Origin of the sequence: Bacillus sp. FSL K6-0268, assembly GCF_038005425.1 — a bacterium.
Taxonomy (GTDB): domain Bacteria; phylum Bacillota; class Bacilli; order Bacillales; family Bacillaceae_G; genus Bacillus_A; species Bacillus_A thuringiensis_S.
This window is the reverse complement of sequence record NZ_JBBOTF010000001.1, coordinates 3,008,733-3,034,126: the sequence shown is the minus strand read 5'-3', so window position 1 is coordinate 3,034,126 and position 25,394 is coordinate 3,008,733. Positions and strand designations below refer to the sequence as shown.

Here is a 25,394-nt window from a genome sequence, read left to right as displayed (position 1 = left end):
GATAGGTGATAAAAAGGACTTTAGGCTGCATAATAAAATGCAACCTAAAGTCCTTTTAGTTTTTACAATTTATTTCATGTATTTTTTAGATGGAAGGATGTGTTTTATTTTGCGTTTTTACGGCGAATAAATAGTAACATACCAATTAGGAATGTTGAAAGCCCCATTAAAATAGATGCAGGATAATGTGTTGCCGTATTCGGTAACTTATCGCCTTGTTTTTTCGCATTATCTTTTACATTGCCACCTTGAGAGCCGTTTCCACTGCTATCGCCTTTAACACGGTTACCGCCCTGAGAGCCATTACCACCTTGAGAACTGCTATCGCCTTTAACACGATTACCGCCTTTAGAGCCATTGCCACCAGAGCCATTGCCACCAGAGCCATTGCCACCAGAGCCATTGCCACCAGAGCCATTGCCACCAGAGCCATTGCCACCAGAGCCATTGCCACCAGAGCCATTGCCACCAGAACCATTGCCACCAGAGCCATTGCCACCAGAACCATTGCCACCAGAGCCATTGCCACCAGAGCCATTGCCACCAGAGCCATTGCCACCAGAACCATTGCCACCAGAGCCGTTGCCACCAGAGCCGTTGCCGCCAGAACCGTTGTCACCAGAGCTACTGCCACCAGAACCGTTGCCGCCAGAACCGTTGTCACCAGAGCTACTGCCACCAGAACCGTTGTCACCAGAGCTACTGCCACCAGAACCGTTACCGCCGGAACCATTGCCGCCAGAACCGTTACCACCAGAGCCGTTACCGCCGGAACCATTGCCACCAGAGCCACTGCCACCAGAACCGTTACCGCCGGAACCATTGCCGCCAGAGCCGTTACCGCCGGAACCATTGCCACCAGAGCCACTGCCACCAGAACCGTTACCGCCGGAACCATTGCCGCCAGAGCCGTTACCGCCGGAACCATTGTCGCCAGAGCCACTGCCGCCAGAACCATTGCCGCCAGAACCGTTGTCACCAGAACCACTATCGTTCTGAGAACCGTTATTTCCTGGAGGTTTATTATTATCCTTTGAGTTTCCTTCTGCAAAATGATCACTATTTTGTACAATAGCGTTTGTTAATGGGCGGAAGTTTTCAGTTGCAGCATTACCAATATTTAAACCGCTAAAAAAAGATAAAGAGAGTGTTGATGCTAAAATGAAGATTTTCGTCATGGTTTTCCTCCTAAGAAATTAATATTCCATCTAAAATACATCCCTTTGTAATATTTCTTAGGAAAAAGAGTTTTATGCAAAAAAAACTATATATAGAAAAAGGTGGTGTATTTCTCAAAGCAGAAAAGAGTTAATGTAGATTTCCTACAAATAGTAGAGGCGGAGAATTTACATTCAGAACGGTAGAGGAAGTGGCAGTAGATGAAAGAGTATATAGCGTTTGATATTGGCGGTACGGAAATTAAGTATGGCATTGTTTCAGAAATAGGGAGAGTATTAAAGCGTAAAACAGTTGCAACAGAAATTCATTTAGGCGGAGAACAAACTATTCAAAAACTTATATATGTATCAAAAAAAATAATGAATGAACATACTATTGCAGGAATTGGTATTAGCACCACGGGGATTGTTGATATTAATAAAGGAATTGTGACGGGAGGTGCGGATCATATTCCGGGATATCGTACTATTCCTATTATTGATAGATTGCAAGAGATATTAAAAGTTCCAGTATCGATTGACAATGATGTGAATTGTGCAGCGTTTGGAGAAAAATGGAATGGTAGTGGAAGAGAGAAAGAGAACTTTATTATGCTCACCCTTGGAACAGGGATTGGGGGAGCGATTTTTATAGACGGAGAATTGTACCGAGGGCATTCATTTAGTGCTGGTGAATGGGGGAATATGTTAATAGAAGGAAAACCGTTTGAAGAGGTTGCCTCGATTTCAGGATTAATTCGTCTTGTCAGAAAATATAAAGGCAAAGGTGAGTGGAATGGGAGATTAATTTTCGAGTTGTATGATAAAGGAGATCGGGAAGTTGCTCAAGCAGTTAGGATCTTCTTTAAACATTTGGCAATCGGAATTAGTAATCTTGCTTATATTTTCAATCCAGAAAAGATTATTATTGGTGGAGGAATTACCGATAGAGGAAATGAGTTTTTAAAAGAAGTAAAAGAAGAGGTCAGTAAATACTTAAATCAAGAGATTTATAATAATTGTGAGATTGAACTTGCACAAAACGGTAATTGTGCAGGAATGATTGGTGCTATTTACCACTTCTTACATCATCATAAGTAAATTATATGAATGTTTTCATATAACTGAGAATTTATCCTTTTTATCGCTAGGTAAATAATGCTACAATATAAGAGAAGAATACAATATTTTCCGATTTGGAAAATGCTTTGTAGAAAGGGAGAAACTTCATGCCTATTATTTTAGAAAAAGGTCAAAAGATCGATTTAACGAAAGGACAACCAAAAGTAGCAAAACTACAGGTTGGCTTAGGCTGGGATCCAATTGGGCAATCAGGTGGATTTCTGTCTTCATTATTTGGAAGTAAACCAAATGTAGATTGTGATGCATCTGTTGTTATGTTAGAAGGAGATCGTTTTTTAAACAAAAATGATTTAGTTTACTTCGGAAATAAACTTTCTACTTGTGGTAGTATTATTCATTCAGGAGATAATTTAACAGGTGAAGGCGCTGGTGATGACGAAACAATTTTCGTAGAATTACATAAAGTTCCGAGCCGTATTAATCGTTTAGTATTCGTTGTAAATATTTATGACTGTGTAAATCGTCGTCAAGATTTCGGGATGATTCGTAATGCATATATTCGTATTCAAAACCCGCAAACTGGTGAAGAATTAGCACGCTATAATTTATCGGATAATTATGCTGGCAAAACGACTCTAATTGCAGGTGAAATGTATCGTCACGGAAGTGAATGGAAGTTTTCAGCTGTTGGAGAAGGCACACAAGATAAAAACTTAAGTGAGATTGTATCACGTTATCAATAAAATAAACCGAGGAGGAATTGAATATGGCATCAATTTCATTGAAAAAAGGACAAAAGGTAGACTTAACAAAAACGAATCCGGGTCTTTCAAAAGTTCTTGTAGGACTAGGTTGGGATACGAATCGTTATGACGGACAAAACGATTTCGATTTAGATGTTAGTATTTTCTTAGTAGGCGCTAACGGTAAAGTTTCAGGTGCAGAGGATTTCGTCTTCTATAATAACCCAAAAGGTGCGAATGGTGCTGTCGAGCATTTAGGAGATAACCGAACTGGCGAAGGTGAAGGCGATGACGAATCGATCAAAGTAGATTTGAAAAATGTACCTGCACATATCGAACGTATTTGTTTCACAATTACAATCTATGATGGAGAAGGTCGTAGCCAAAACTTCGGACAAGTTTCTAACTCTTTCGTACGTATTTTAGATGAAGAAAAGAATGCAGAATTAATTCGTTACGATTTAGGAGAAGATTTCTCTATTGAAACAGCCGTAGTAGTAGGTGAATTATACCGTCATGCAGGTGACTGGAAATTCAATGCAATCGGAAGTGGATTCCAAGGTGGATTAGCGTCTCTATGTAATAACTTTGGTTTAGACGTAGAGTAATAGATTTAATTTATATATCCATCGGTGAAATGTATGTTTACCGATGGATATATTTTTAAAGATAAAAATATAGAGGTGAATATAGATGGTTATTCAATTACAAAAAGGACAGAAAATTGATTTGGGTAAGACAAGCCCTGGTTTAACAAAAGCAGTAATTGGTCTTGGATGGGATATTAAATCTTATGACGGTGGATCAGATTTCGATTTAGATGCATCTGCCTTTTTATTAGATGCAAACGGAAAATGTACGAAGGAAACTGATTTTATCTTCTATAATAATTTACAGTCTCCTTGTGGATCTGTTTTACATACAGGAGATAACCGTACAGGTGAAGGTGAAGGTGACGATGAGCAACTTGTTGTGGACTTAAAGAAAGTTCCAGCAGATGTGCACAGAATTGCTATTACAGTTACGATTTATGATGCAGAAGGCCGTAGTCAAAACTTTGGACAAGTAGGAAATGCGTTTGTTCGTTTAGCAAATGAAGAGACGAATGAAGAAGTTCTTCGTTTTGATTTAGGGGAAGATTTCTCCATTGAAACAGCAGTTGTCTTTTGTGAATTATACCGTCATAATGGACAGTGGAAGTTTAATGCAGTAGGAAGTGGATTCCAAGGTGGTTTAGGTGCGCTTGTAAGAGCGTATGGCTTGGATGCATAGAAAGGAAACGATATTCGTTTCCTTTTTTTGACCTTTCTATAAATCTAGCAAAGAATAGGGGATAAAGGTAAGATGAGTATTTTGCAAGGAATCCTTGATACGTATGCTCAGTTTTTCGACTTGGACATGTGGATTAAAGTGTTGCAAGATCCAGTATCTTGGGGATTAATAGGTACACTTGTTGTACTTGAAGGTTTGTTATCTGCCGATAACGCACTTGTGTTAGCAGTAATGGTAAAACACCTTCCGGAAGAAAAACGTAAAAAAGCATTATTCTATGGACTTATTGGAGCTTATGTGTTCCGCTTTATTGCGATTGGAATTGGAATGTTCTTAATTAAATTATGGTGGGTAAAACTTCTTGGTGCACTTTACCTTGCTTGGTTATCAGTAAAATACTTTATTGATAAGCGTAAAGGTGCAAGTGAAGAAGACGAAGCTCACGGTATGAATCAAAACAGTATTTTCTTTAGAATGTTCGGTGTCTTCTGGGGAACAGTTGCGATGGTTGAATTAATGGATATCGCGTTCTCTGTAGATAGCGTACTTGCTGCATTTGGTGTATCTAATGAAGTTTGGATTTTATTATTAGGCGGAATGCTAGGTATTTTAATGATGCGTGGTATCGCTGGTGTATTCTTAAAATTGTTAGAGCGTATTCCAGAGCTTGAAACGACAGCATATATTTTAATCTTAATTATCGCATCGAAGATGCTATTGTCTCTAATTGATATTCATATTAGTCATACACTGTTCTTCATTATTTTAGTTGTAGCATTTGGAGCAACATTTATAATTCACTACATGAAGAATTCTGGACAAGCTAAAGAAGAAGTTGCAGCTACTAAAGAAGACAATAAATAATTGAAATGGGTTTGCTCGTTTTACGAGCGCCCATTTTTTATAACCAAAAATAGTTTATAATAGAAGAAAGATTTAGAAAAAACGTAAATGTTTTTGGAGGTGAACTGTTGTGTTTTCACGTTTTACACTTCAACCATATGCATTAAAAGATGAATCAGATTTAAAGCAATTTGAAACACTTTTAGAAAAACGCCCACAATATGAGCTGACAGAGAATGAAATGAAATTTAGTTATATAGCATGTCGAATCCTTGGCGTTCCTAATGATGTAGATGAATATTTTAATGAACTGTTTGATTATAGTGAAGCGAAAGGAATCGAAGTTTTACACGAACAAAATTTAAACAAAGTGATTGATTCGGAAAAGCTTCGTCATATTCAAGAAGTGTTCGGATTACATCAAGAAGCACCAAATGGTCTGACAGTAAATAGGCTAGTTGCACATTTATCTGGGAAACAACTTTTACCGAAAGTAGACAATCCTGATTTACAGCATTACATACATGCGACGTTCATTTCAGTATTGAAATTATATGAGAAACAACATAATCAGTCGTTAAAGACAGAAGGTTTCCGTCGTTTCTTAATCGACATAATTAAACTAAGCGAAAATTACGTAGCGAAGTGGTTCTCTACGATTAATTATAAGAAACAAATGCCGCGTATCGTTTGGTATGGTGATGCACAGGAAAGCCGTATATATTTCTTATATTTTCTTATTATGCTCGGTTGTGATGTGCTTTATTATCACCCCGAAGGAAAAGATGGATTTGAAAATATTGATGAAGAGGGAAGAACTTTTGTTGTATCTCATCCGGGTCGCATTTCGCTTGAACCATTCCCTGATCGTCGACGTGAGCGTGTTGCAACAGTAGCGTATCAAGCTTCGAAAGAAATTGAACAAGTACTTCACCACGATAATTCACTATTATATAAACCGTGGCAATTTCGTTCGTATACACCTGTAGCACGTACGTTAAAAACGACATATGATGAACTCTTTTTAATTACGAAAGAAAAGGCATTTGTACGTCCAACATTCTTTGTTGAAAATAAACATATTTATATTCCTTCTTTATTTGCGAAAATATCAGGCGTTTCAAAGAATGATAAAGAATATTTTCAACGATTAAAGGTTGTTACATCATTTGATAACAGTTTATTAATTAATACATTCCCATTTACGAAAGAGCAAAAAGCAAATTTCCAATATCATTATCGAGATGCATTGGACCGAGCTGGGAAATTACATCCTGATCTAATTATGAATAGCCATTGGTGGCCGCATAAGCGTTTACCGGAAGGTTTACAACATGGGATTGCAGAGGCGATTATCCATACGTGCGAAAGTGAAATATGCAAACCAATTGCGAAAGAAACGAAACAAGATGTAGCACTGTATGTTTTCGCACAACTTTCTCAAATACCACCTAATATTTTAGAACAGCTTGAGAAATTTGATTATTCACAAGATGTACCGAAAATTGTTATATTTAATAATGAGAAGAGTGGAGAATTAACTCGTTCTGACGCTGTTTTATTACTATTTTTGAATCAAATTGGAGTAGATGTATTCCATTTCAATCCCACGGGCAGAAACGATATTGAACCGTATGTTGAAGCAGGAGCATTCGATTCCCATTGGCTTGAAGAAGTTAATTTCGATCTTGAGTTTCATGGCTCATCAGCCTATAAAAATTTATCACAAACAATAAAAGGACTATTTCGTCCATTTTTATAAGGAAAGGGAGAATACCATATGAATAACCCAGTCGTACTAGATTCGAAAACTGAATTGAATGAGCAAACCGCACAAGATGTTCGCTTGCAACTTAGACAAGATGCAGATGTGCAACGTATTTATAACGCAGTAGATATTAAAGATCAACTGGAATTAATTGAACTTGGAAAAGAACCTTCTATGGAAATTTCACGTTTCGCTGATCAAATTTTACATACAATGTCTCTATCAAAGATAGAAGATTCTGGTGAATTGTTAAAGCAACTTGGTAAAATTATGGACAGATTTGATAGTAAAGACTTTGCGGAAGAAAAAAGTGGTTTCTTCTCGCGCATGTTCAAAAAAGCGGATAAAATGATAGAACAAATCTTTAGTAAATATCAAACGATGGGCCGCGAAATTGATAAAGTTTATGTGGAAATTACGAAGTACCAAGATGAGATGAAAAAATCAATTGGTACGTTAGATGGCTTGTATGAGCAAAACTTAAAATATTATTTAGACTTAGAGAAGTATGTAGTAGCAGGAGAAATGTTATTAGAGCGTTTAAATACAGAATTAGTTCCGATGTATGAAGAGCGCGTGCGTAATAATGATCAATTAGCAGGTATTGAATTAGAGTCGCTTAAAAACTCGGTTGAAATTTTAGAGCAACGTATTGATGATTTAGAAAAAGCTCGTATGGTTGCGCTACTTACAGCACCACAAATTCGCATGATTCAACGTGGTAATAATAAATTAATTGGTAAAATCAATACAGCATTTATTACGACGATTCCTATCTTTAAAAATGGTATCATTCAAGCAGTAAATGCGAAACGTCAAAAGCTTGTTGCAGATTCTATGGCTGAACTTGATCGCCGTACAAATGAATTACTTAAGAAAAATGCACAAAATATCGCAACGCAAAGTGTAGAAGTAGCGAGATTATCAGGTTCTTCTAGTATTAAAATGGAAACACTTGAGGAAACTTGGAACATTATTTCAAGAGGTATGCAAGAAACACAACAAATTGAAGAACAAAATAAACGTGAGCGTGAAGAAAGTCGCAAGCGTATGGCTACATTAACAGAGAATATCAAAAAAGAATTACAAGGATAAATGAAAAGGCAATGAGGAATAGTCCTCATTGCCTTTTAGTTTCTCTTCACTAATTTAATAATTTCATTCACAACAAGTGGAATGATACTTAATAAGAGAACAAATCCCCAATCTCGCATCGTTAATGCATGTACACCGAATATATTTGCAAGGGGCGGGATGGAGATGATACAAACTTGCATAAGAACACCGATAAGAAGGGAGAAGACTAAATATTTATTTGTAAAGATCCCAATTGAAAAAATCGATTTCGTTCTTGAACGCAAGTTAAATGAATGAACAAGCTGAGAAAAACTAAGAACGACAAATGCCATCGTTTGGGCATGTAATAGAGCATCCTCATCAATTCGCTCTGGGAAAAGAGGGAATAAATTTGTATCTCCAGTATAGAATTTTGCTCCGGCGATAAAGGCTATTAACGTTAAAATCCCAATGACAGCCCCATTGAAAATAAGAAAAGGAACGCTACCACTAAATAGGCTTTCTTTCGCATGTCGTGGTTTTTCCTTCATCACATCTGGATCTTCAGGATCAACCCCAAGTGATAATGCAGGCAGTGTATCTGTAATTAAATTTACCCACAAAATATGAATAGGTCGTAGGGGTGTTGCCCAGCCAAGTAAAATCGCTAAAAATAAAGCGATAATTTCTCCAAAGTTACAAGAGAGTAGGAAGAGAATTGATTTTTTTATGTTACGATAAATATTTCTACCTTCCTCAACAGCTTTCACGATAGATGAGAAATTATCATCTGTTAACACGACATCAGCTGCTCCTTTTGCGACATCTGTTCCTGTAATGCCCATCGCTACGCCAACATCAGCTTGCTTTAAAGATGGTGCATCATTGACACCATCACCAGTCATAGAAACGATATTTCCTTTTGCGCGTAATGCCTTTACAATTTTCACTTTATGCTCTGGAGAGACTCTAGCGAATACATTTAAATGATTAATTTTGCTAGCTAGTTCTGTATCTGAAATGTTATCTAATTCAGTTCCAATCATAATTTCAGATATTTCTTCAGCAATGCCAAGTTCTTTGGCAATTGCAAAGGCGGTATCTTTATGGTCACCGGTAATCATAACTGTGCGAATACCGGCTTTTTTACATTCTGTAATTGAATCTTTCACTTCAGTTCGCGGTGGATCAATCATACCGACAAGACCGATAAAGATAAGATTTTCTTCAAGATGATTTATATCCACATCGTTTGAATTGTATTTTTTAAATGCGAATGAAAGTACTCTTAAAGCTTCTTGAGACATTGCTCCGGCAGATTCTAATATTTGATTTTTATCAGAATCAGTTAAAATCTCGATTTTCCCGTTTTTAAAAATATGGTTACATCGAGGTAAGAGCTTATCGATAGCACCTTTCGTCATGCTATAGCAGTTTTCATCGTATGTATGCACGGTTGACATCATTTTACGATCTGATTCGAAAGGTAGCTCGTTAACACGTTCATGTATTTTTTCTAAATGATCTTTTTGCATGTTAAAAGTGCTTCCGGCCACCAGAAGAGCAATTTCAGTCGGGTCCCCGGTTTGTGATTCGTTATTGTAAGACGCATCATTACATAGCACCATATTCTCTAACAATAGACGTTGCGTATCATTATTTACATTCAAATGTTCTAAGTGATCGTATGTGTTATCACTATAAAAGTGAGTAACAGTCATTTTGTTTTGCGTTAATGTGCCTGTTTTATCTGAACAAATAATTGTGACAGACCCGAGAGCTTCAACAGCAGGAAGTTTACGGATGATGACGTTTTGTTTAATCATACGCTGCACACCAATTGCAAGAACGATGGAAACGATAGCTGGCAAGCCTTCTGGAATAGCTGCAACGGCTAAACTAATAGCAGTCATAAACATTTCTAGTGTATCTCGTCCTTGTAAAAAGCCGATGAGAAACATCACGATACAAATAGCTACAGCAACAAAGCCTAAATATTTTCCGACTTGTGCTAAGCTTTTTTGAAGTGGTGTCATATCATCGTCTGCTTCATGTAACAGGGTAGCAATCTTACCAATTTGTGAGTTCATTCCAGTTTCAACAGCAACACCGACGCCTCTTCCGTATGTTACAAGAGTAGACATAAAGGCCATGTTTTTTTGGTCGCCGAGTGGTACTTGCTCATCACTTTGCATGGAAGGGTGGTAGATTGCATCTTTATCAACAGGGACAGATTCACCAGTTAGAGCAGATTCTTCAACTTTTAAATTTGCGGTTTCGATAAGGCGTAAATCGCATGGGATATATCGTCCGGCGTCGAGCATAACGATATCCCCTGGAACGACGTGCTCAGATGGAATTTCTTTTAGTTCACCATTTCTCTTGACGATAGCTTTAGGCGTCGCCATCTTTTTCAATGCCTCTAAAGCTTGTTCTGCTTTCGATTCTTGGACAACACCGATAACAGCATTTAAAACTACAACGAGCGCGATAATACTGGCATCCGCCCATTCACCTACAAAGGCAGAAATAAGGGCAGCAATAATAAGGACATATACGAGGACGTCATTAATTTGGGCGAAAATACGCTGCCATAAAGTGCGTTTTTGTTTTGTAGCTAATTCATTAGAACCGTATTGCTTTAAACGGTCACTTACAATCTCATCTGTTAAACCGTGTTGTTCGTTTGTTTCTAGGTCAATTAATGTTTGATCTTTCGTCTTACTGTACCAATTGCTCATAAGTAAGCACCTCCAGTAAAAACAGTTAGCAATGGTAGTGTTGCTATTATTTGTGAGTAGTATGTATGGAGAAAAAATCTAAGATGAGGTTCTACTTCTATTGTACAATATTTTACAGTTGGTTGAGGGAAAGAGAAGAGTTGTCATGAATTTGTTGGAAATAAAAAAGAGCCTCATATAAGAGAGGCTTTTTTACTTTTTAATTAATGTACCTAATTCTTCTGTAATAGCTTGCATTTCACTAATGCTGAAAGTTTCACGTTTCATAACATGATCATAAATGTCACGTAAATCTTCGTACATTTCTTCGTTAAAACTAGCAGCTCTCATCGCTCCAGCATTAACCATACGTAATTTTTCTTTAATAGCTTCGACCATATATTCAACGTTTTCTTCTGACTTTACGGATAAATCCACCGAAGTGTCCCCCTTTAAAATAACATAAGGCTATCTTAACATTTTTTATCATTTTCGTTAATGAATCTTTTCAATCCTATTAAATTAGTAGGGATTTCCTTTATATTTAATAATTGGTTGTTTATACTATAAGTATATATGAAGAAATGCACCAAGAAGGGAAGAAACAAAAACATGGTTCAAGTATTGTTTGTTTGTCTTGGGAACATTTGCCGTTCTCCAATGGCAGAAGCGATTTTTCGAGATCTTGTCGTAAAAGAGGGACTCGAAGAGAAAATTGTCATTGATTCTGCAGGAACTGGAGATTGGCATGTTGGCCATCCGCCACATAAAGGAACACAAAAAATTTTAAAAGAAAATGCAGTCACTTTTGAAGGAATTAAAGCAAGGCAAGTAGAAAAAGAAGACTTAACAAAGTTTGATTATATTATTGCCATGGACAACAAGAATATAGCAGATTTAAAAAGTTTAGGTAAAACTGGAGGCTATATTGGTAGACTGTCCGACTTTGTTCCAGACGGTGGCTGGACAGACGTTCCTGACCCTTACTATACAGGGAATTTCCAAGAAGTATATGACCTTGTAACAGAAGGGTGTGCAAAGCTATTAGCTTTCATTCGAAATGAACAAGGAATATGAGGAAGCTTAGAAAGAAATACTTTCTAACATAAGAAATGAAAGGGTGAAGGAATATGGCAAAGAAAAATAATATTGCTCGAAACATTGCGATTGGTGTAGCGGCAGGTGTAGCTGTATCCATGTTAAAGAAAGAAAACCGTGAAAAAGTAAAAAATACAGCAGAAAAAGCAAAAACAAAGATGATTGAAATTGGTGAAAATGCAAAGATCAAAGAAAAAGTGCAAACTGTTACAGATAAAGGACGCGAACTTGCTGATTTCAATGTGGTAAAAGCGAAAGTAGCAGAAATTAAAAAATTAACGCCATCTGTTGTAGAGACGTTAAAAGAAACGAAAGAAATTTTTAGTAAGAAAAAAGTTGAGCCAGAAGAAAAGCCAGAAACGATTGAAATTCAAGCTGTATCTCCAAAGGTAGATGAGCTGAAAGCAGAAGAAGAGCCAGTAGTTGCTGAAGATGGTGGTATGAAAGAAGCGCGTGAATTATTTATAAAAGACTCAAATGCAGTGGAAAAAAAAACTGAAGCGTACATTGAGTTAAAGCAAGATAAAGAAGAGAAGAAAAGCGTTTAAACATATATGAGAAAAATTTTAGAAAAGGTGAGAAGAAATCGTACTTATTCGTTTGGTAAAGATTTATATGACCGGACGATGCGCGATGATGTAGCGGGCTTGGCAGCACAGCTCGCTTATTTCTTCTTGCTTGCAATTTTTCCTGGGCTCGTTTTCTTAATTACGCTTCTTGGATTTATTCCCATTCAAACAGAGGATGTGCTTAGTTTATTAGAGGTTTATGTACCAGATGATGCAATGAACTTAATTGAGGTAAATGTAGATAAAGTTGTAAACCAGCAAAATGGTGGTTTATTATCATTTGGTTTATTATCCATGTTATGGTTTGCCTCAAATGGTGTTAATGCGGTTATGAATGCTTTTAACCGAGCTTATGACGTGAAGGAAACACGTTCTTTTATTACAACAAGAGCGTTATCAATTGTGTTTACATTAGCTATTATTTTTATGATTGTCTTTGCGTTAATTGTTCCGGTATTCGGACAAGTTATTGGAGCAGCAGTGTTTAAAGCACTCGGTTTATCAGATAGTTTTTCTTTCGTATGGAGCATTACACGATTAGTAGCGAGTTTCTTCGTACTATTTGCTTTGTTTAGTTTCTTATATACATTTGCACCAGATCGAAAGTTAAAAAGAAGAGAAGTTATTTCAGGGGCGTTATTTGCTACTGTAGGATGGATTGTGGTGTCTTACTCATTTGCTTATTATGTAGATAAGTTTGCGAATTACGCCAATACATATGGTGGTCTCGGTGGTATCATTATTTTAATGTTATGGTTTTATTTAACTGGATGGGTAATTTTACTTGGCGGTGAAATTAATGGTTTACTCCACCATTATAGAACCGGTGACAATAATTCCCGTAATGAATAATGAGCTCTTGTTCCATAATAAAAAGGAACAGGGGGGATATTTCATGAGTAATAATAAAAAGAACCATAATAATAAAAGTAATAATAAACAAAAGAGCAGTTCGCATCCAAAGCATAAAACGAGTAGCAGTGCGAACGGTCATAATAGCTATCATTAAAAAAAAACGGGTCCTCTATGAGGGACCCGTTTTATTTGCTTCCTTTTAGTAATCGTAAGCCATTCAAAATGACAAGAATCGTACTTCCTTCATGGCCAATAACACCGAATGGAAGAGCTAAAAATTGCAAGAAGTTTGAACAAATTAGCATGGCAATAACGGCTAGCGAAAAGATTACGTTTTGCTTCACAATACGGTTCATTCGTTTTGATAAACGAATTGCTTGGGAAAGGCGAGATAGTTCGTTCTTCATCAGTACAACATCTGCAGTTTCTAAAGCTACATCTGTTCCTTCTCCCATTGCGACACCAATGCTAGCAGTAGCTAGTGCAGGGGCATCATTTATACCGTCTCCGACCATTGCTACTGTACCGTATTTTTCTTTTAACTTTTTAATCGTTTCAACTTTTGTTTCTGGTAAGCATGATGCGTAATATTCCTTTATATTACTTTCAGAGGCAATTGCTTTTGCCGTTTCTTCATTATCTCCAGTAATCATAATTGCTTCGACACCAATGCTTTGTAAATCACGAATAGCAGCTATTGTTTCTTGGCGAAGCGTATCTTTTAAAGCGATAAGTCCAAGAATGCCTCCCTCATCACTAATATAAACGACAGTTTTACCTTCTTTTTCAAGTGAGGCAGAAATACCATTATGAAATGTCTTTGTTTCTTCACCGATAAAGTCAGCTTTACCTATTTTATAAGCGATGTTTTCCAATCTTCCTTTTAGACCAAAACCAGTTACATCTTCAACCTTTTCTGGTTTTTTTAATGTAATGTCGTACGCATGTTGTGCATATTTAACAATGGATTCAGCTAAAGGATGTGTAGAGTGACTTTCAATTGATGCTGTAATAGAAAGTACTTCTTTTTCTGTTATATTTTCTCGAACATATACATCTGTTACGGTAGGTTTACCTTCTGTTAATGTTCCTGTTTTATCAAACGCGATTGCTTTCACAGAAGCAAGGCGTTCTAAATGTATACCGCCTTTAAAGAGAATACCGTTTCTCGCTCCGTTAGAAATGGCTGATAACGTAGCTGGTGTAATGGCAGCTACGAGCGCACAAGGAGATGCGACTACAAGTAAGATCATAGCGCGATAAAACGTTTCATTCCAACTCCAGTCAAGTAAGAAATGAGGAACGAACATCATAAGCGCAACAACGAGTAGTACACCTTTTACGTATGTTCCTTCAAACTTTTCGATGAATAGTTGTGATGGTGATTTTTCACTTTGTGCACTTTGGACGAGACGGATAATTTTTTGGAATAATGTTTGATCGCTCGGCTTCGTAATTTTAACTTCGATAGCACCACGTAAATTTACAGTACCGGCAAATACTTCATCGCCATGTCTTTTCTCATTTGGAATAGGTTCTCCTGTGATTGCTGCCTCATCGATATTTGTTTCACCGTTATGAATCGTACCGTCAGCAGGAACACGTTCACCAGGTTTAATTAAAATAATGTCGTTAATTTGTAACTCTCCAACAGGAACACGTTCTTCAGTTCCGTTGGAAATACGTAATGCTTCTTCAGGTTGTAAGTCAAGAAGAGCGGAAATTTCTTTTTGGCTTTTACTTAACGTATAAGATTCCATAGCACCGCTGAGCGCAAAGATAAAGATTAAGATAGCCCCTTCTGCCCAGTAGCCAATAATTGCAGCACCAATAGCTGCAAAGAGCATTAGCATTTCAACATTTAGCTCTTTTTCTTCAATCGTATCTTCAATGCCTTCTTTCGCTTTTGCATATCCACCAACTATATAAGCAAGGATATAGCAAGTAATACCTACATTCATTGCATCGTTCTTTGTGAATAACCAGCCAACTAAAATAAAAATACCAGATGCTACTGCAAATACAAGTTCATAATGTTTTTTTAATGTGTCCCATAAAGAGGGATGGGAAATTGCTTCTTTTGCCTGTAACGTTTTTACTTCTGAGTTCATTACTACTCGCTCCTTCCGAATTCTTATTGAGAAAAATAATCAAAATCGAAACCCCTATAAAACGACGAAAGCTGCCATCCATAATGGATAGCAGCATTTCTGTTGAATCTGTTTTTAATCGTTATTATATTGTAATTATTCTATAGTATATCATATGTTTTTATGAGATGGTACGGTTTTGTTTCAAGTATAAACGGAAAACTTGTGTTTTCGCAATTCCTCTGGTATATATGAATATTGTTCATAAAAGATCGGAAAGGAAGACAACAAGTGAAGACAGAGAAATTTTTTACCCATCCGATTGGCGTATTTATTGCTGCAATAGTAGCAACTTTTTTATGGGGAAGCGCATTTCCTTTTATTAAATTAAGTTATGTTGAACTTGGAATTCAACCACAAGAAGTTGGAGAGCAAATATTATTTGCTGGTTATCGTTTCTTGTTATCTGGGGTAATGCTTTTATTCTTTTTTAAAGTGTTAGGGAAAAATATGAGCTTCAAAAAAGGAACGGGGAAACAGTTAATACAAATTGGTTTATTCCAAACGTTTCTTCAATATATCTGTTTTTATATTGGAATGAGTTATAGTTCGGGGATTGAAGGAGCTATCATTTCAGGGACATCATCATTCTTTCAAATTTTACTCGCCCATTTTGTATATAAAGATGATGCTCTCAATATGAGAAAATTAATTGGGGTATCGATTGGTTTTTGTGGCGTCATTTTAGTAAATGTGCCGAGTGATGGTAGCTTATCATTTCATTTTGGAATCGGAAGCTTATTACTTCTTAGTGCAGCAATGCTGTATTCATATGGAAACATATTAGCAAAAGAAGGTAGTAAAATATTAGATGTTGGCTATATGACAGCATACCAAATGATTTTTGGTTCTATAGGATTATTATGTATAGGGGCTTTACAAGTTGGAGTAATGCCATTTACATTTAGTCTACACGCACTACTTATGCTGATTTATTTATCTTTCTTATCTGCAGCTGGTTTTTGCATTTGGAATACAATTATGAAATACAACAAGGTTGGAAAAGTATCTATGTATATGTTCTTTATACCCGTATTTGGTGTGTTATTATCGAGCATGATTTTAGGTGAAGCAATTCATTCATTTGTGCTACTTGGTTTAGCATGTGTAGCCGCGGGAATTATTGTGGTAAATCGGACGCCAGCTAAGCAAAAAATAGAGCAAGAAAAACAAGTGGCATAGAGAGCAGAAAAGCGATTACAATGGAAGAACAGTGCTGTTCTTCTTTTTTAGAAAAAGGATAATAGACTAAGTGTAACGAAAAAAGATACAAAAAGCATTTATTGAGGAGAACATATTATGAATCTACTTTACGTGGTGTTAATTGGGCAAATACTTCTTTTTTTTATTGGTGCAATTTATGCAATAGGGCAGACAAAAAGAACGAAAGTTAATATGCCGTTACCTTTAGCAATCCGTCTTATTCTTAGTTTTTCTTTAACAGGTAGTGCAATTTGGATATGGTTACAAGATCCATCTGTAGAGTATAGTACGTGGGTTGCACTTGGTATGACTTTATCGACTGTGGGAGATTTGTTTATGGCTGGGTTGATTCCAATTGGTCATCGATTAATTGGTGGGATGGTTACTTTCGCCCTTGCTCATTGTTTTTATGTAAAAGCATTTTTGCAAACAGGAATTTCATGGAATGGTTTTTGGATTGGCTTACTTGTATATGGGCTCTTTCTAATTGTAGGATGGTTCTTCTTTATCCGAAATGATAAACAGGATAAATTGTTTACGATAGGAGCTCTAATTTATGGATTGTGGGTTGGGGGAATGGCGTGCTTTGCATTCGCCTTATATTATGAAAATACAGGAATATGGTGGATACCAGCGTTTGGTGGTTTACTGTTTGTGATTTCTGATTTTATTATTGGCGTGACAGATATCGGAGGGCGCAAATTGAAGTATGAGCCACTTTGGATTTGGTTTACATATGTAGCTGCTCAAATGTGTATTGTATATGTGGGATTATAAAAAGATACTCTCAAAAATAGTGGATAGACTATTTTGAGAGTATCTTTTTTGCTTGTTTAATTTGATCAGTATTGTTATTTTGAAATTTCTAATATTATAATTTAATAATTCAGAATTTTATAGAAAAATATCAGTCGTATTATTTATAATAAAAGTAAAAAGATGATGAGATGGTGAAATGATGCAAAGGAAAAAATGTTGGCGTGAATTTTTTGGAACGATTGCAATTGCATGTTTATTGGTGTTTTTGGCGAAAATTTTTGTGTTTTTCCCTACGACTGTAAAAGGAGCATCCATGAGGCCGACGTTGCAAGATGGAGATAAGGTGATTGTTAATAAGTTAGCAAAACAATTTGAAAGCTATGGGAGAGAAGACATTATTGTTGTGAAAACAGATAATTTTTATGTCAAAAGAGTGATTGGATTGCCAGGAGATATTATTGAGATGAGAAATGATCAATTATATGTAAATTCTGAAGTGAAAGATGAAGAGTATTTGGATAGTAATAAAAAACAAGCAGAAAAAAAACTTATGAATTTAACAGAGGACTTTGGACCGATTACAATTCCTAAAAATAAGATTTTTGTTATGGGAGATAATCGCCTAATAAGTAAAGATAGTAGAAATGGTTTAGGTTTTATTGATAGAGAAGATGTGTTAGGAAAGTTAGCAGGCATTTATTATCCGTTTGAACATATGAAAATAATAAAGTAAAAAAACCAAGCAAATTTTAGTTTGCTTGGTTTTTCTGTTAAACAGTAGGAGATTCGTTAGATACAAAGATATCTTCATGTTTCTTTGTAGTACTTAAAACGAATTTATGTTGTAGCAATTGTAGTTTAAATAACGCTAAAGGATCATGATATGTTTCTGGATTGCTTCTTAGCGTTGCTAATGTTTGTTCATCTTCCTGTATCTCAAGTTGAGCTGCATCCACATTTTGTTTCAATATGCTAAGTGGATCTTTAAAGAACATCATGATATCGCGTTCTAATGCCCCTTCAAATACTTCAAATTGTAGGAAGAATTGTTTTGAAATTGTGTGAGCAATTTCTGTATAGTCTTCTGTTTCAATATATTGTTTATATTTGTTGGCGAGCATAGATTGGTTTTTTTGCATATTACCAAATAATTTTCCGGCACTTTTTAAGAAAAACTGTGTCGGTGTAAAGCGTAATAAAATATTGATGTTTGTTACTGTAATTCGATTTGTCATTCGTACAACATCTCGATTCCAATCATCTAATAATTTGAAATCGCAAGGAAGTTTCATACGTTCTTCTTTATATAATTTATTAAATGTTTCACTCATTTCATCTAAATAAGCTTGAGCTTGAATAAATTCATTATGTGCTGTTTCAATCCATTCTTGAATAGACCCAGTAAATTTAGGAAGAAGTACCTGTTGTACATGCTTTTGAACTCGTTCATTCATTGCAGCATTTAATTCTTCATGAACTAGTTTGAAATCACTATCTTCTTGAACAAGATCAGAGCAGCTCTGTAATAATTCAGGAATTTGAGAATGTATATCTCGTGTAATTTCTTCTTTCGTTAAAAGATAGGATTCGGTAATAGAGCGAATTTTATCTTTTTCAAGAGCAGTAAGGTTATTAATAAATCCAGTAAGTTTCACTGAGATGTGTTTATTCCAGCGTACGGATTTTACTAATGTATTTTCTAATTCCACACGTTCGTTTATGAGATAAGCAATCGTCTTTTGCGTAAACCATATTAGCTTTTCTATACGTTCTTTTTCTATATCGCGTTTTGCAAGATTAGAGAGAATAGATTCTGTTACATCTCCAAGTTGCTGGCTACTCTCTTGCGAAGGAGAGTATGGGAAGAATTGTGCATCTGGAAAATGCACTTTAAGTTTACTAATTAGTTTTTCATTAGTAGTCGTATTATTTGTGTGTAATACGAAGTGAATTTGTAAGTTTGATACTTGTTCACGTAAATAAATTAACGTATCAATTTCTTCACTATGCAATGGTGAAGAAGAATTTAATACGTAAACAAGACTATCTGCTGCTTGTAAGTATTCAAAGTATGCATTGTTTTTATCCAATTGTCCTTGAATGGATGGTGTAATAAGAAATGTAAACTTATTTTTTCTTAAAAACCTACTTGGTAGCTTAATTTCTATACATCTTTTCTCAAGTTCCGACTGAGCAGATGTAGCCGTTATTTGATGGAATTCATTAAGGTTAGGGATACTTCGTATATCTAACGCGGTAAATTCTGTTATTTCAGTTTGACTAGCGTCTTTAAATAGAATAGGAGTTGTTAAAGTTTCATTTAAGATGTTCTCTCCTAATATTGAATTAACAAATGATGTTTTATCATGGTCACTAGTTCCAGCTATTAGTAGTGGCGTGACATTTAAATCGCATAGTTCATGGACGAGTAGCGTAAATTGATGACTTAAATCTACATCATTTTTCTCAGCCCACACAGCGATTGTTTCGAATAAATGAGAAACTGTTTCCATATTTACATCTGCTTCAGCAGATGTATTAGAAAGTAAGGATCCAGCACTTTTTACGAGTAATGATTCTAAAGTTGTAGGTGAGACTTCATTCCATGCTAACACTGCTGCAGAGACAACTAGAGAATCTTTTGCTTTCGTTAAACTGAACCAATTTGTTAATAAATTTGGTACAAGTCCGTTTAATTCATGCATAAAATGATTTCCGGTAATTAATGCAAAGTATGTTTCTTGATAGCGAGTAGAAATTTCATTCCAATCGTCATTATTGTCTGTTTCAATATGCAAGAATAAATGATTAATACTTTGAATCCAAGGAAGGTATAAGGATTCATGTTGATAGCTATTCCAAAGAGCAATAACAAGTTCTTTAAATTGAGCTTGATCAACAGCATATAGAGCTTTTAAAGACTCATAGAAATATTCAGGCTTAATATTTTTTGTAAATCCTTTATTTATGTAATTTATTAACGTATCAAACCAGTGTAAAGATTGTGTTCGAATACCTTCTTGAACAGCTAGTTCGATAGCGTTGTTCCAATCTTCTTGTTTTTCATAGAAAGAACGTGCAATTGCAGTAATATTTGGGTAATCCGGTTGGAATGCAACAGCTTCACTAATCGTCTTAAAAGCAAGTCCTAAACGATCTTGTTCGATATAAAGAGAAAGAAGTTGTAAGGAAACCTCCATCGTAAGAGTTGTATCTTCTGTTTGAATGGATTGATAAATTTCTTCTGCCTTTGGTAAAAATCCTAGTTCAAAATAAGCATCTGCAATATTTTTTGTTGCCCAAAGTGCAAGAGCATTATTTACTTTTTCCCATTTAAATATAGCTGCTTCAAAATCTTTATTTTGATAATAAAATTCACCTTGAGCAAATCGAATATTAGAAATGTTGGAGAATTCATTTTTAGATTCATTTATATATGCTTCACCGAGTACTTCCGATGCAGGAGTAGAAGTTTCTTCTGTTAAAAATGTTTTATAGTAAACTTTTTGAATAAATTGATTTTCAATGGTCATGTTCGTTCCCCCCTGTATAATTTAGAAAAATGATGTTGTATGTAAAAGGGTTCATGTTCTTTTAATAGGTAGAAGTTGCATTATATAGACCAAACTATGTTTTTGCTAGATATATCATTTTTCTTGAGAGTTAAACCGTTGCGAAAAGTAACTTTCCTTTATTGTAACAAAAAAACACGCATATGAATTTTTATTTTTTATCGGGTCATTTGCGGGCAGTAAGAATCTACTCTCAAAATTGGTGAATGTAAGTGAGTTATGTGGGAGTCGGGATGTCTGTAGAAGCAAGATTGGCGTAGATTAATAATTAGTAGAGGATGAAGAAAAGCCCCACTGATTAAAGTTTCACTTTATCTCTGTTAAAGGAAAGAATAGAAGTAGAGTTCATTATAAAAACAATGTATAGTGAATATGTATACCATGTTTGCCTTAAAGATAGAAAGGGTACAATGTGGAATAACGATCGTGCATAGGATGTGTCTTCCGAATGGAACAACATATTGGCGAGTTAATCGCGCATTATGGCTATTTTGGAATTGTTATAGCTTTGGCTGGTGGGATTGTCGGATTACCGATACCAGACGAGTTTTTATTGACCTTTATTGGTTATAATGTTTCAAAAGGAGTTATGTCAGGAACTGCTGCTTTTTTAAGTGGGATGGCTGGTGCGATGTTAGGGATTACGTTAAGCTACATATTAGGTTTAAAACTTGGGCTCCCTGTTTTAAAGAAATATGGGCCGAAAATTAGAATTAAAGAACATCACATTGAAAAAACACATATTTTATTTGAAAAATATGGGCCATTTCTTTTAATGATTGGTTATTTTATACCGGGAGTACGTCATTTAACGGCATATTTTGCTGGGGTATCAAATTTGACACTTTGGCGTTTTTGTTTGTACGCTTACGGTGGTGCGCTCATTTGGATAAGTGTTTTTATTGGGCTTGGCTGGAAGTTAGGCGAGAAGTGGCGCTTCGTTGAGTATAGTTTACATCATTATGGAATATGGATTTTATTAATTTCAGCAGTTGTTACATGTGTTGTATGGTTTTACATAAAGAAAAAGAAAAACCGCTAATAGCGGTTTTTTTAGCTGAAAGCAATAAATAATACACCAGCTGTAATAAAGACTACACCAACACCGGTCATAAAGTTTAACTTTTCACCGAGGATAATCATAGCGAGAATGATAGAAAATACGACGCTTAATTTATCGACAGGAGCTACTTGTGAAACCTTTCCTGTTTTGAGGGCAAGAAAATAAAATAGCCATGAAGAAGCACCTGCAATCCCACTTAATGTGATAAATAGCAGTGCTTTTTTATTTAGCAGTACGTCGCCGATATTTTGAAATTTACCTTGTATGATAATAACGCCTATCATAAATAATGCCATAATAATAGATCGAATTGTTGTTGCAACGTTTGCATCGATTCCGTCTAAACCAAACTTTCCAAAAATCGATACAAGGGCAGCAGCAATTGCTGATAATAGTGCAAATAAGAGCCACGAACTCATAGTAAAATCCCTCCAATCTTACAGTATTATACATGAAAATGATTCTCATGTATAAAGTTGAAGTAATTAAGGTTTATAGGAAGCATGACTCCAACTTAACTTCTTGCTCCACTTGAATTTTAAGGTGGGAGTTTTACTGCCCGCAAATAGTGGGCTAAATAACGAAATAATCCCCACCTTATATTTTTAATAAGGTGGGGATTATTATGCTACTCTGCAATTTCCTCATATAAAAAGTACGTTACATTATAAATATGCTCTACTTCATCGTCTGTCATAAACAGTAATTCGTCACGCTCAATCCCTTTCTTCTTTTCAATAAACTCAATCATATTTTTGCGTTCTTCTCTCTTCATCAATTTTATTTCTCCTCTCAATCTGTTTTAATACAGTTTATTTAAGTTACTGCTATTATATAACAGAATCTTTAGAAAGTTCCACCTATTTTATTGTTTTTTCAAAAGAACTTTTCGACAAAACAAGCCCACCTAAAGGGGGCTTGTTTTATTTTATAGTCGTAAAAACTCAGGCTCCGTCGTACCGGCACCATCGATGTAATAAATTGTGTCGGGATTGATTTTTATCAATACGTAATTAGGGTCTTCAGGACCGAGTAACCAACGTTTTAAGCTATTATTCCAAAACTTGTTTTTTAATGTTGAGTCTTCCTCGATTGAAGCTAATCCTTCAACTTCAATATAATCTTCATCTAATTTTTTTCCTTCTCGTCCGAGTAGTACATGGACATTAGGATTTTGTTCAATATCTGTTATCTTTTTTGATTGTCGATCTGTTGCAACATATAGTACAAAATCTTCATGGAAAAACATCATAAAGGCACTATGCGGTTTCTCGTTACGTACTGTGGATAATACACCGGTACGTTGTCCTTGGATAATAGTTGCAATTTTCTCTTTTAAGTGCATATTCTTTACCTCTTTTCCTAATTTATATTTTCTCTGTTTAAACAAGATAATTTAAATATCTTTCATACTGTTTTCTTCAAGTCGATTTTTTAAACGTAATTGTGATGAAATCGGACAAGTTAGGAGAAGAATAATAATAATATTGAGGAGAAATACATACGATGGAAGGGTGAAAAGCATGTTTAATAAAATATTTCTTATAGTAGCACTTATAGGTGTACCACTATCTGTACTTGGAAAAACACTTCATTGGCCAGAAACAATTATGTTCGCTGTGTATTGTATTACGATTATCGCGTTAGCTGGTTTTATGGGGAGAGCAACAGAGAGTTTAGCAATTGTATCTGGTCCTAGAATAGGCGGATTATTAAATGCTACTTTCGGTAATGCTGTTGAACTTATCATTTCAATTTTTGCACTTCAAGCAGGGTTAATTGAAGTGGTGTTAGCTTCTTTAACGGGTTCTGTACTTGGAAATTTATTATTAGTAGGAGGACTATCCTTCTTTGTAGGTGGACTTAAATATAAAAGGCAAAGCTTTAACGTTTACGATGCAAGGCATAATTCAGCTTTATTAATATTTGCTGTTGTCGTGGCCTTTGTTATTCCAGAGATTTTTTCAATGAAGATGGACGCTGGCAAGACGTATCAATTAAGTATAGGTGTTTCTATTATTATGATTATCATGTACATTGCTGCATTACTATTTAAGTTAGTTACGCACCGTGGTGTATATCAACATAAAAGTGACGAAGTAGCGCATGAAGAAGAGCCAGAGTGGTCGAAAGGGAAGGCACTCCTTATTTTAGCGATAGCAACACTGGCGGTAGCTTATGTATCAGAGGCGCTCGTGCATACTTTTGAAACTGTTGCAAAATCATTTGGTTGGTCAGAATTATTTATAGGGGTTATTATCGTTGCAATTGTTGGAAATGCAGCGGAACATGCATCTGCAATTATTATGGCTTATAAAAATAAAGTAAATATTGCAGTCGAAATTGCAATAGGTTCTACATTACAAATCGCCATGTTTGTTGCTCCTGTACTAGTATTGCTATCTATGTTCTTCGCGCAGAGGATGCCTTTAGTATTTACCATACCAGAACTTGTATCTATGATTACAGCCGTTTTCTTAACGATTGCGATTTCAAATGATGGAGATACAAACTGGTTTGAAGGCGGCACTTTACTAGCGGCGTATGTCATTATGGGAATTGGTTTTTATTTATTATGAAAAATAGGCATAACAATTGTGCTCAGAGAAAACAATAAACAAAGTAGTATATATACCTTTACATAGGAAGGAGCCAGACAGGTGAAACGAGTATACAGCATATGTCTTTCAACTATGGTCTCGTTTATTTTATTATTTCCTAACATGAGTTTTGCAAAGACAACAGTAGGAACAAAAATGCCTTCATCTGTTTTAAATATTTCAAAAGACAATACATTTCCAAATGATGCGCAAGATTTGCCACGTTTACAGCCAAGTAAGTTTGCTCAAGAACTATTGAAAACAGCTAATATTAAAATTGAAAATCCAGACTTAATTCGGATGTTTAATGAAACGACAATTTCAAATGCGCCGCTTGCAGTAGGGTACCGGGCAAAAATTTATTTAGGTCAATGGGCTTTACATTATGAATCAGTAGACACATCGATTAATTGGGAATATAAACAAGTGAATCGAAATGTGTATGATAATCGCGGAGGAGACCGTTTATATCCACTTCGCTATAAGCAAGAAACACAAAAGACGGTTGAAGGCGATTTAACAGCAGATATGAAAGATGCTGCAGATGTGAAAAAAATGATGCTTCTCAAAGCGCTTGAAAAAGTACAATTGCCCCTTTCGTTTAAAACAACTATTGGTTATGGTACTGGACATGAGCGTGTGTATAATATTAGTCCGAGTCAACTCGGATATTTATACGCTTATACACCAGCAGTAAATGAAAAGGGAAAAGTAACATTTGGAGAAGTGTATCTTGTATTAAAGGGAAATCAAAAAAGACTTGTTGTGAAAAATATTACTTCTCAAGGAATTGGAGCGGCGATTCCAATTCATGATCATTTATTTTTTAAATTCATTTCTTCTTCCCACTCGCAATAACATAAAAAAACGTCAGCTTATAAGC

24 protein-coding genes are annotated in these 25,394 nt (G+C 35.6%); 16 read left to right on the top strand and 8 right to left on the bottom strand.

The annotated features are described in order from the left end of the window. Positions 1 to 104 precede the first annotated feature (104 nt). The gene (locus MHI28_RS15625) at positions 105 to 1,178 is read right to left on the bottom strand and encodes a cell wall anchor protein (RefSeq protein WP_340828071.1); all 1,074 of its coding nucleotides are present in this window, start codon (positions 1,176 to 1,178) and stop codon (positions 105 to 107) included. 201 nt (positions 1,179 to 1,379) lie between these two features. Here MHI28_RS15625 and MHI28_RS15620 point away from each other — a divergent pair, with 201 nt between their 5' ends. The 7 genes from MHI28_RS15620 (at position 1,380) to MHI28_RS15590 (ending at position 7,961) form a co-directional block, all read left to right on the top strand. Then, entirely contained in the window at positions 1,380 to 2,258 is an 879-nt protein-coding gene (locus MHI28_RS15620) for an ROK family protein (RefSeq protein WP_000666101.1), read from the top strand. A 128-nt stretch (positions 2,259 to 2,386) separates the two neighbouring features. Continuing rightward, entirely contained in the window at positions 2,387 to 2,983 is a 597-nt protein-coding gene (locus tag MHI28_RS15615) for a TerD family protein (protein WP_001121586.1), read from the top strand. 23 nt (positions 2,984 to 3,006) lie between these two features. Then, positions 3,007 to 3,591, top strand: coding sequence for a TerD family protein (locus MHI28_RS15610; RefSeq protein ID WP_000146729.1), 585 nt, complete (start codon positions 3,007 to 3,009; stop codon positions 3,589 to 3,591). Between the two features lie 85 nt (positions 3,592 to 3,676). Continuing rightward, entirely contained in the window at positions 3,677 to 4,255 is a 579-nt protein-coding gene (locus tag MHI28_RS15605) for a TerD family protein (RefSeq protein ID WP_000236653.1), read from the top strand. Between the two features lie 72 nt (positions 4,256 to 4,327). After that, positions 4,328 to 5,119 carry a TerC family protein gene (locus tag MHI28_RS15600; RefSeq protein ID WP_000025702.1) on the top strand — a complete coding sequence of 264 codons (792 nt, stop codon included), beginning with the start codon at positions 4,328 to 4,330 and terminating at the stop codon, positions 5,117 to 5,119. Between the two features lie 109 nt (positions 5,120 to 5,228). Beyond that, on the top strand, positions 5,229 to 6,860 hold the full coding sequence (locus tag MHI28_RS15595; protein WP_000492853.1) for a YceG family protein: 1,632 nt from the start codon (positions 5,229 to 5,231) through the stop codon (positions 6,858 to 6,860). An 18-nt stretch (positions 6,861 to 6,878) separates the two neighbouring features. After that, complete coding sequence (locus tag MHI28_RS15590) at positions 6,879 to 7,961, top strand: toxic anion resistance protein (protein ID WP_001064413.1); 1,083 nt, start codon at positions 6,879 to 6,881, stop codon at positions 7,959 to 7,961. A gap of 35 nt (positions 7,962 to 7,996) precedes the next feature. Here the strand turns inward: MHI28_RS15590 and MHI28_RS15585 are convergent, their stop codons facing one another. Then, positions 7,997 to 10,663 (bottom strand): cation-translocating P-type ATPase, encoded by a 2,667-nt coding sequence (locus MHI28_RS15585; RefSeq protein ID WP_000073683.1) that lies wholly within the window; start codon positions 10,661 to 10,663, stop codon positions 7,997 to 7,999. Positions 10,664 to 10,855: 192 nt separating this feature from the next. Continuing rightward, a complete protein-coding gene (locus MHI28_RS15580) occupies positions 10,856 to 11,080 on the bottom strand; it encodes a DUF1128 domain-containing protein (RefSeq protein WP_000366196.1) in 225 nt (74 codons plus the stop codon). 174 nt (positions 11,081 to 11,254) lie between these two features. Between MHI28_RS15580 and MHI28_RS15575 the strand changes: the two genes are divergently transcribed. Genes MHI28_RS15575 through MHI28_RS15565 form a run of 3 tightly spaced genes read left to right on the top strand, consistent with a single transcriptional unit; the run spans position 11,255 to position 13,161 of the window. After that, on the top strand, positions 11,255 to 11,719 hold the full coding sequence (locus tag MHI28_RS15575) for a low molecular weight protein-tyrosine-phosphatase (protein ID WP_000250910.1): 465 nt from the start codon (positions 11,255 to 11,257) through the stop codon (positions 11,717 to 11,719). 53 nt (positions 11,720 to 11,772) lie between these two features. Further along, positions 11,773 to 12,288 (top strand): DUF4075 domain-containing protein, encoded by a 516-nt coding sequence (locus MHI28_RS15570; RefSeq protein ID WP_001085387.1) that lies wholly within the window; start codon positions 11,773 to 11,775, stop codon positions 12,286 to 12,288. Positions 12,289 to 12,294: 6 nt separating this feature from the next. Further along, a complete protein-coding gene (locus MHI28_RS15565; RefSeq protein WP_001226536.1) occupies positions 12,295 to 13,161 on the top strand; it encodes a YihY/virulence factor BrkB family protein in 867 nt (288 codons plus the stop codon). A gap of 188 nt (positions 13,162 to 13,349) precedes the next feature. Here MHI28_RS15565 and MHI28_RS15560 read toward each other — a convergent pair whose 3' ends face one another. Beyond that, a complete protein-coding gene (locus tag MHI28_RS15560; RefSeq protein ID WP_001083768.1) occupies positions 13,350 to 15,275 on the bottom strand; it encodes a heavy metal translocating P-type ATPase in 1,926 nt (641 codons plus the stop codon). A 270-nt stretch (positions 15,276 to 15,545) separates the two neighbouring features. Here MHI28_RS15560 and MHI28_RS15555 point away from each other — a divergent pair, with 270 nt between their 5' ends. The 3 genes from MHI28_RS15555 (at position 15,546) to lepB (ending at position 18,009) form a co-directional block, all read left to right on the top strand. Continuing rightward, positions 15,546 to 16,496, top strand: coding sequence for a DMT family transporter (locus MHI28_RS15555; protein ID WP_000845709.1), 951 nt, complete (start codon positions 15,546 to 15,548; stop codon positions 16,494 to 16,496). A 117-nt stretch (positions 16,497 to 16,613) separates the two neighbouring features. Continuing rightward, positions 16,614 to 17,294 (top strand): lysoplasmalogenase, encoded by a 681-nt coding sequence (locus tag MHI28_RS15550; RefSeq protein WP_001051075.1) that lies wholly within the window; start codon positions 16,614 to 16,616, stop codon positions 17,292 to 17,294. A 178-nt stretch (positions 17,295 to 17,472) separates the two neighbouring features. Continuing rightward, on the top strand, positions 17,473 to 18,009 hold the full coding sequence (gene lepB, locus MHI28_RS15545) for a signal peptidase I (RefSeq protein WP_000983696.1): 537 nt from the start codon (positions 17,473 to 17,475) through the stop codon (positions 18,007 to 18,009). Positions 18,010 to 18,046: 37 nt separating this feature from the next. Here the strand turns inward: lepB and MHI28_RS15540 are convergent, their stop codons facing one another. Further along, the gene (locus tag MHI28_RS15540) at positions 18,047 to 20,809 is read right to left on the bottom strand and encodes a tetratricopeptide repeat protein (RefSeq protein WP_000151407.1); all 2,763 of its coding nucleotides are present in this window, start codon (positions 20,807 to 20,809) and stop codon (positions 18,047 to 18,049) included. 487 nt (positions 20,810 to 21,296) lie between these two features. On the opposite strand from MHI28_RS15540, the gene MHI28_RS15535 reads away from it, so the two are divergent. Continuing rightward, the gene (locus MHI28_RS15535; protein ID WP_000434870.1) at positions 21,297 to 21,890 is read left to right on the top strand and encodes a DedA family protein; all 594 of its coding nucleotides are present in this window, start codon (positions 21,297 to 21,299) and stop codon (positions 21,888 to 21,890) included. Between the two features lie 11 nt (positions 21,891 to 21,901). On the opposite strand, the gene MHI28_RS15530 is transcribed toward MHI28_RS15535, so the two are convergent. The 3 genes from MHI28_RS15530 to MHI28_RS15520 all read right to left on the bottom strand — a co-directional run bounded on the left by MHI28_RS15530 (position 21,902) and on the right by MHI28_RS15520 (position 23,256). Further along, a complete protein-coding gene (locus tag MHI28_RS15530; RefSeq protein WP_000100295.1) occupies positions 21,902 to 22,330 on the bottom strand; it encodes an EamA family transporter in 429 nt (142 codons plus the stop codon). A 209-nt stretch (positions 22,331 to 22,539) separates the two neighbouring features. Further along, positions 22,540 to 22,686, bottom strand: coding sequence for a BH0509 family protein (locus MHI28_RS15525; RefSeq protein ID WP_000817786.1), 147 nt, complete (start codon positions 22,684 to 22,686; stop codon positions 22,540 to 22,542). 153 nt (positions 22,687 to 22,839) lie between these two features. Further along, positions 22,840 to 23,256, bottom strand: coding sequence for a pyridoxamine 5'-phosphate oxidase family protein (locus MHI28_RS15520; RefSeq protein ID WP_000550220.1), 417 nt, complete (start codon positions 23,254 to 23,256; stop codon positions 22,840 to 22,842). 178 nt (positions 23,257 to 23,434) lie between these two features. Here MHI28_RS15520 and cax point away from each other — a divergent pair, with 178 nt between their 5' ends. Continuing rightward, entirely contained in the window at positions 23,435 to 24,490 is a 1,056-nt protein-coding gene (gene cax / locus MHI28_RS15515) for a calcium/proton exchanger (protein ID WP_000482131.1), read from the top strand. 81 nt (positions 24,491 to 24,571) lie between these two features. Further along, positions 24,572 to 25,369, top strand: coding sequence for a YfkD famly protein (locus MHI28_RS15510; protein WP_002083605.1), 798 nt, complete (start codon positions 24,572 to 24,574; stop codon positions 25,367 to 25,369). Positions 25,370 to 25,394 lie beyond the last annotated feature (25 nt).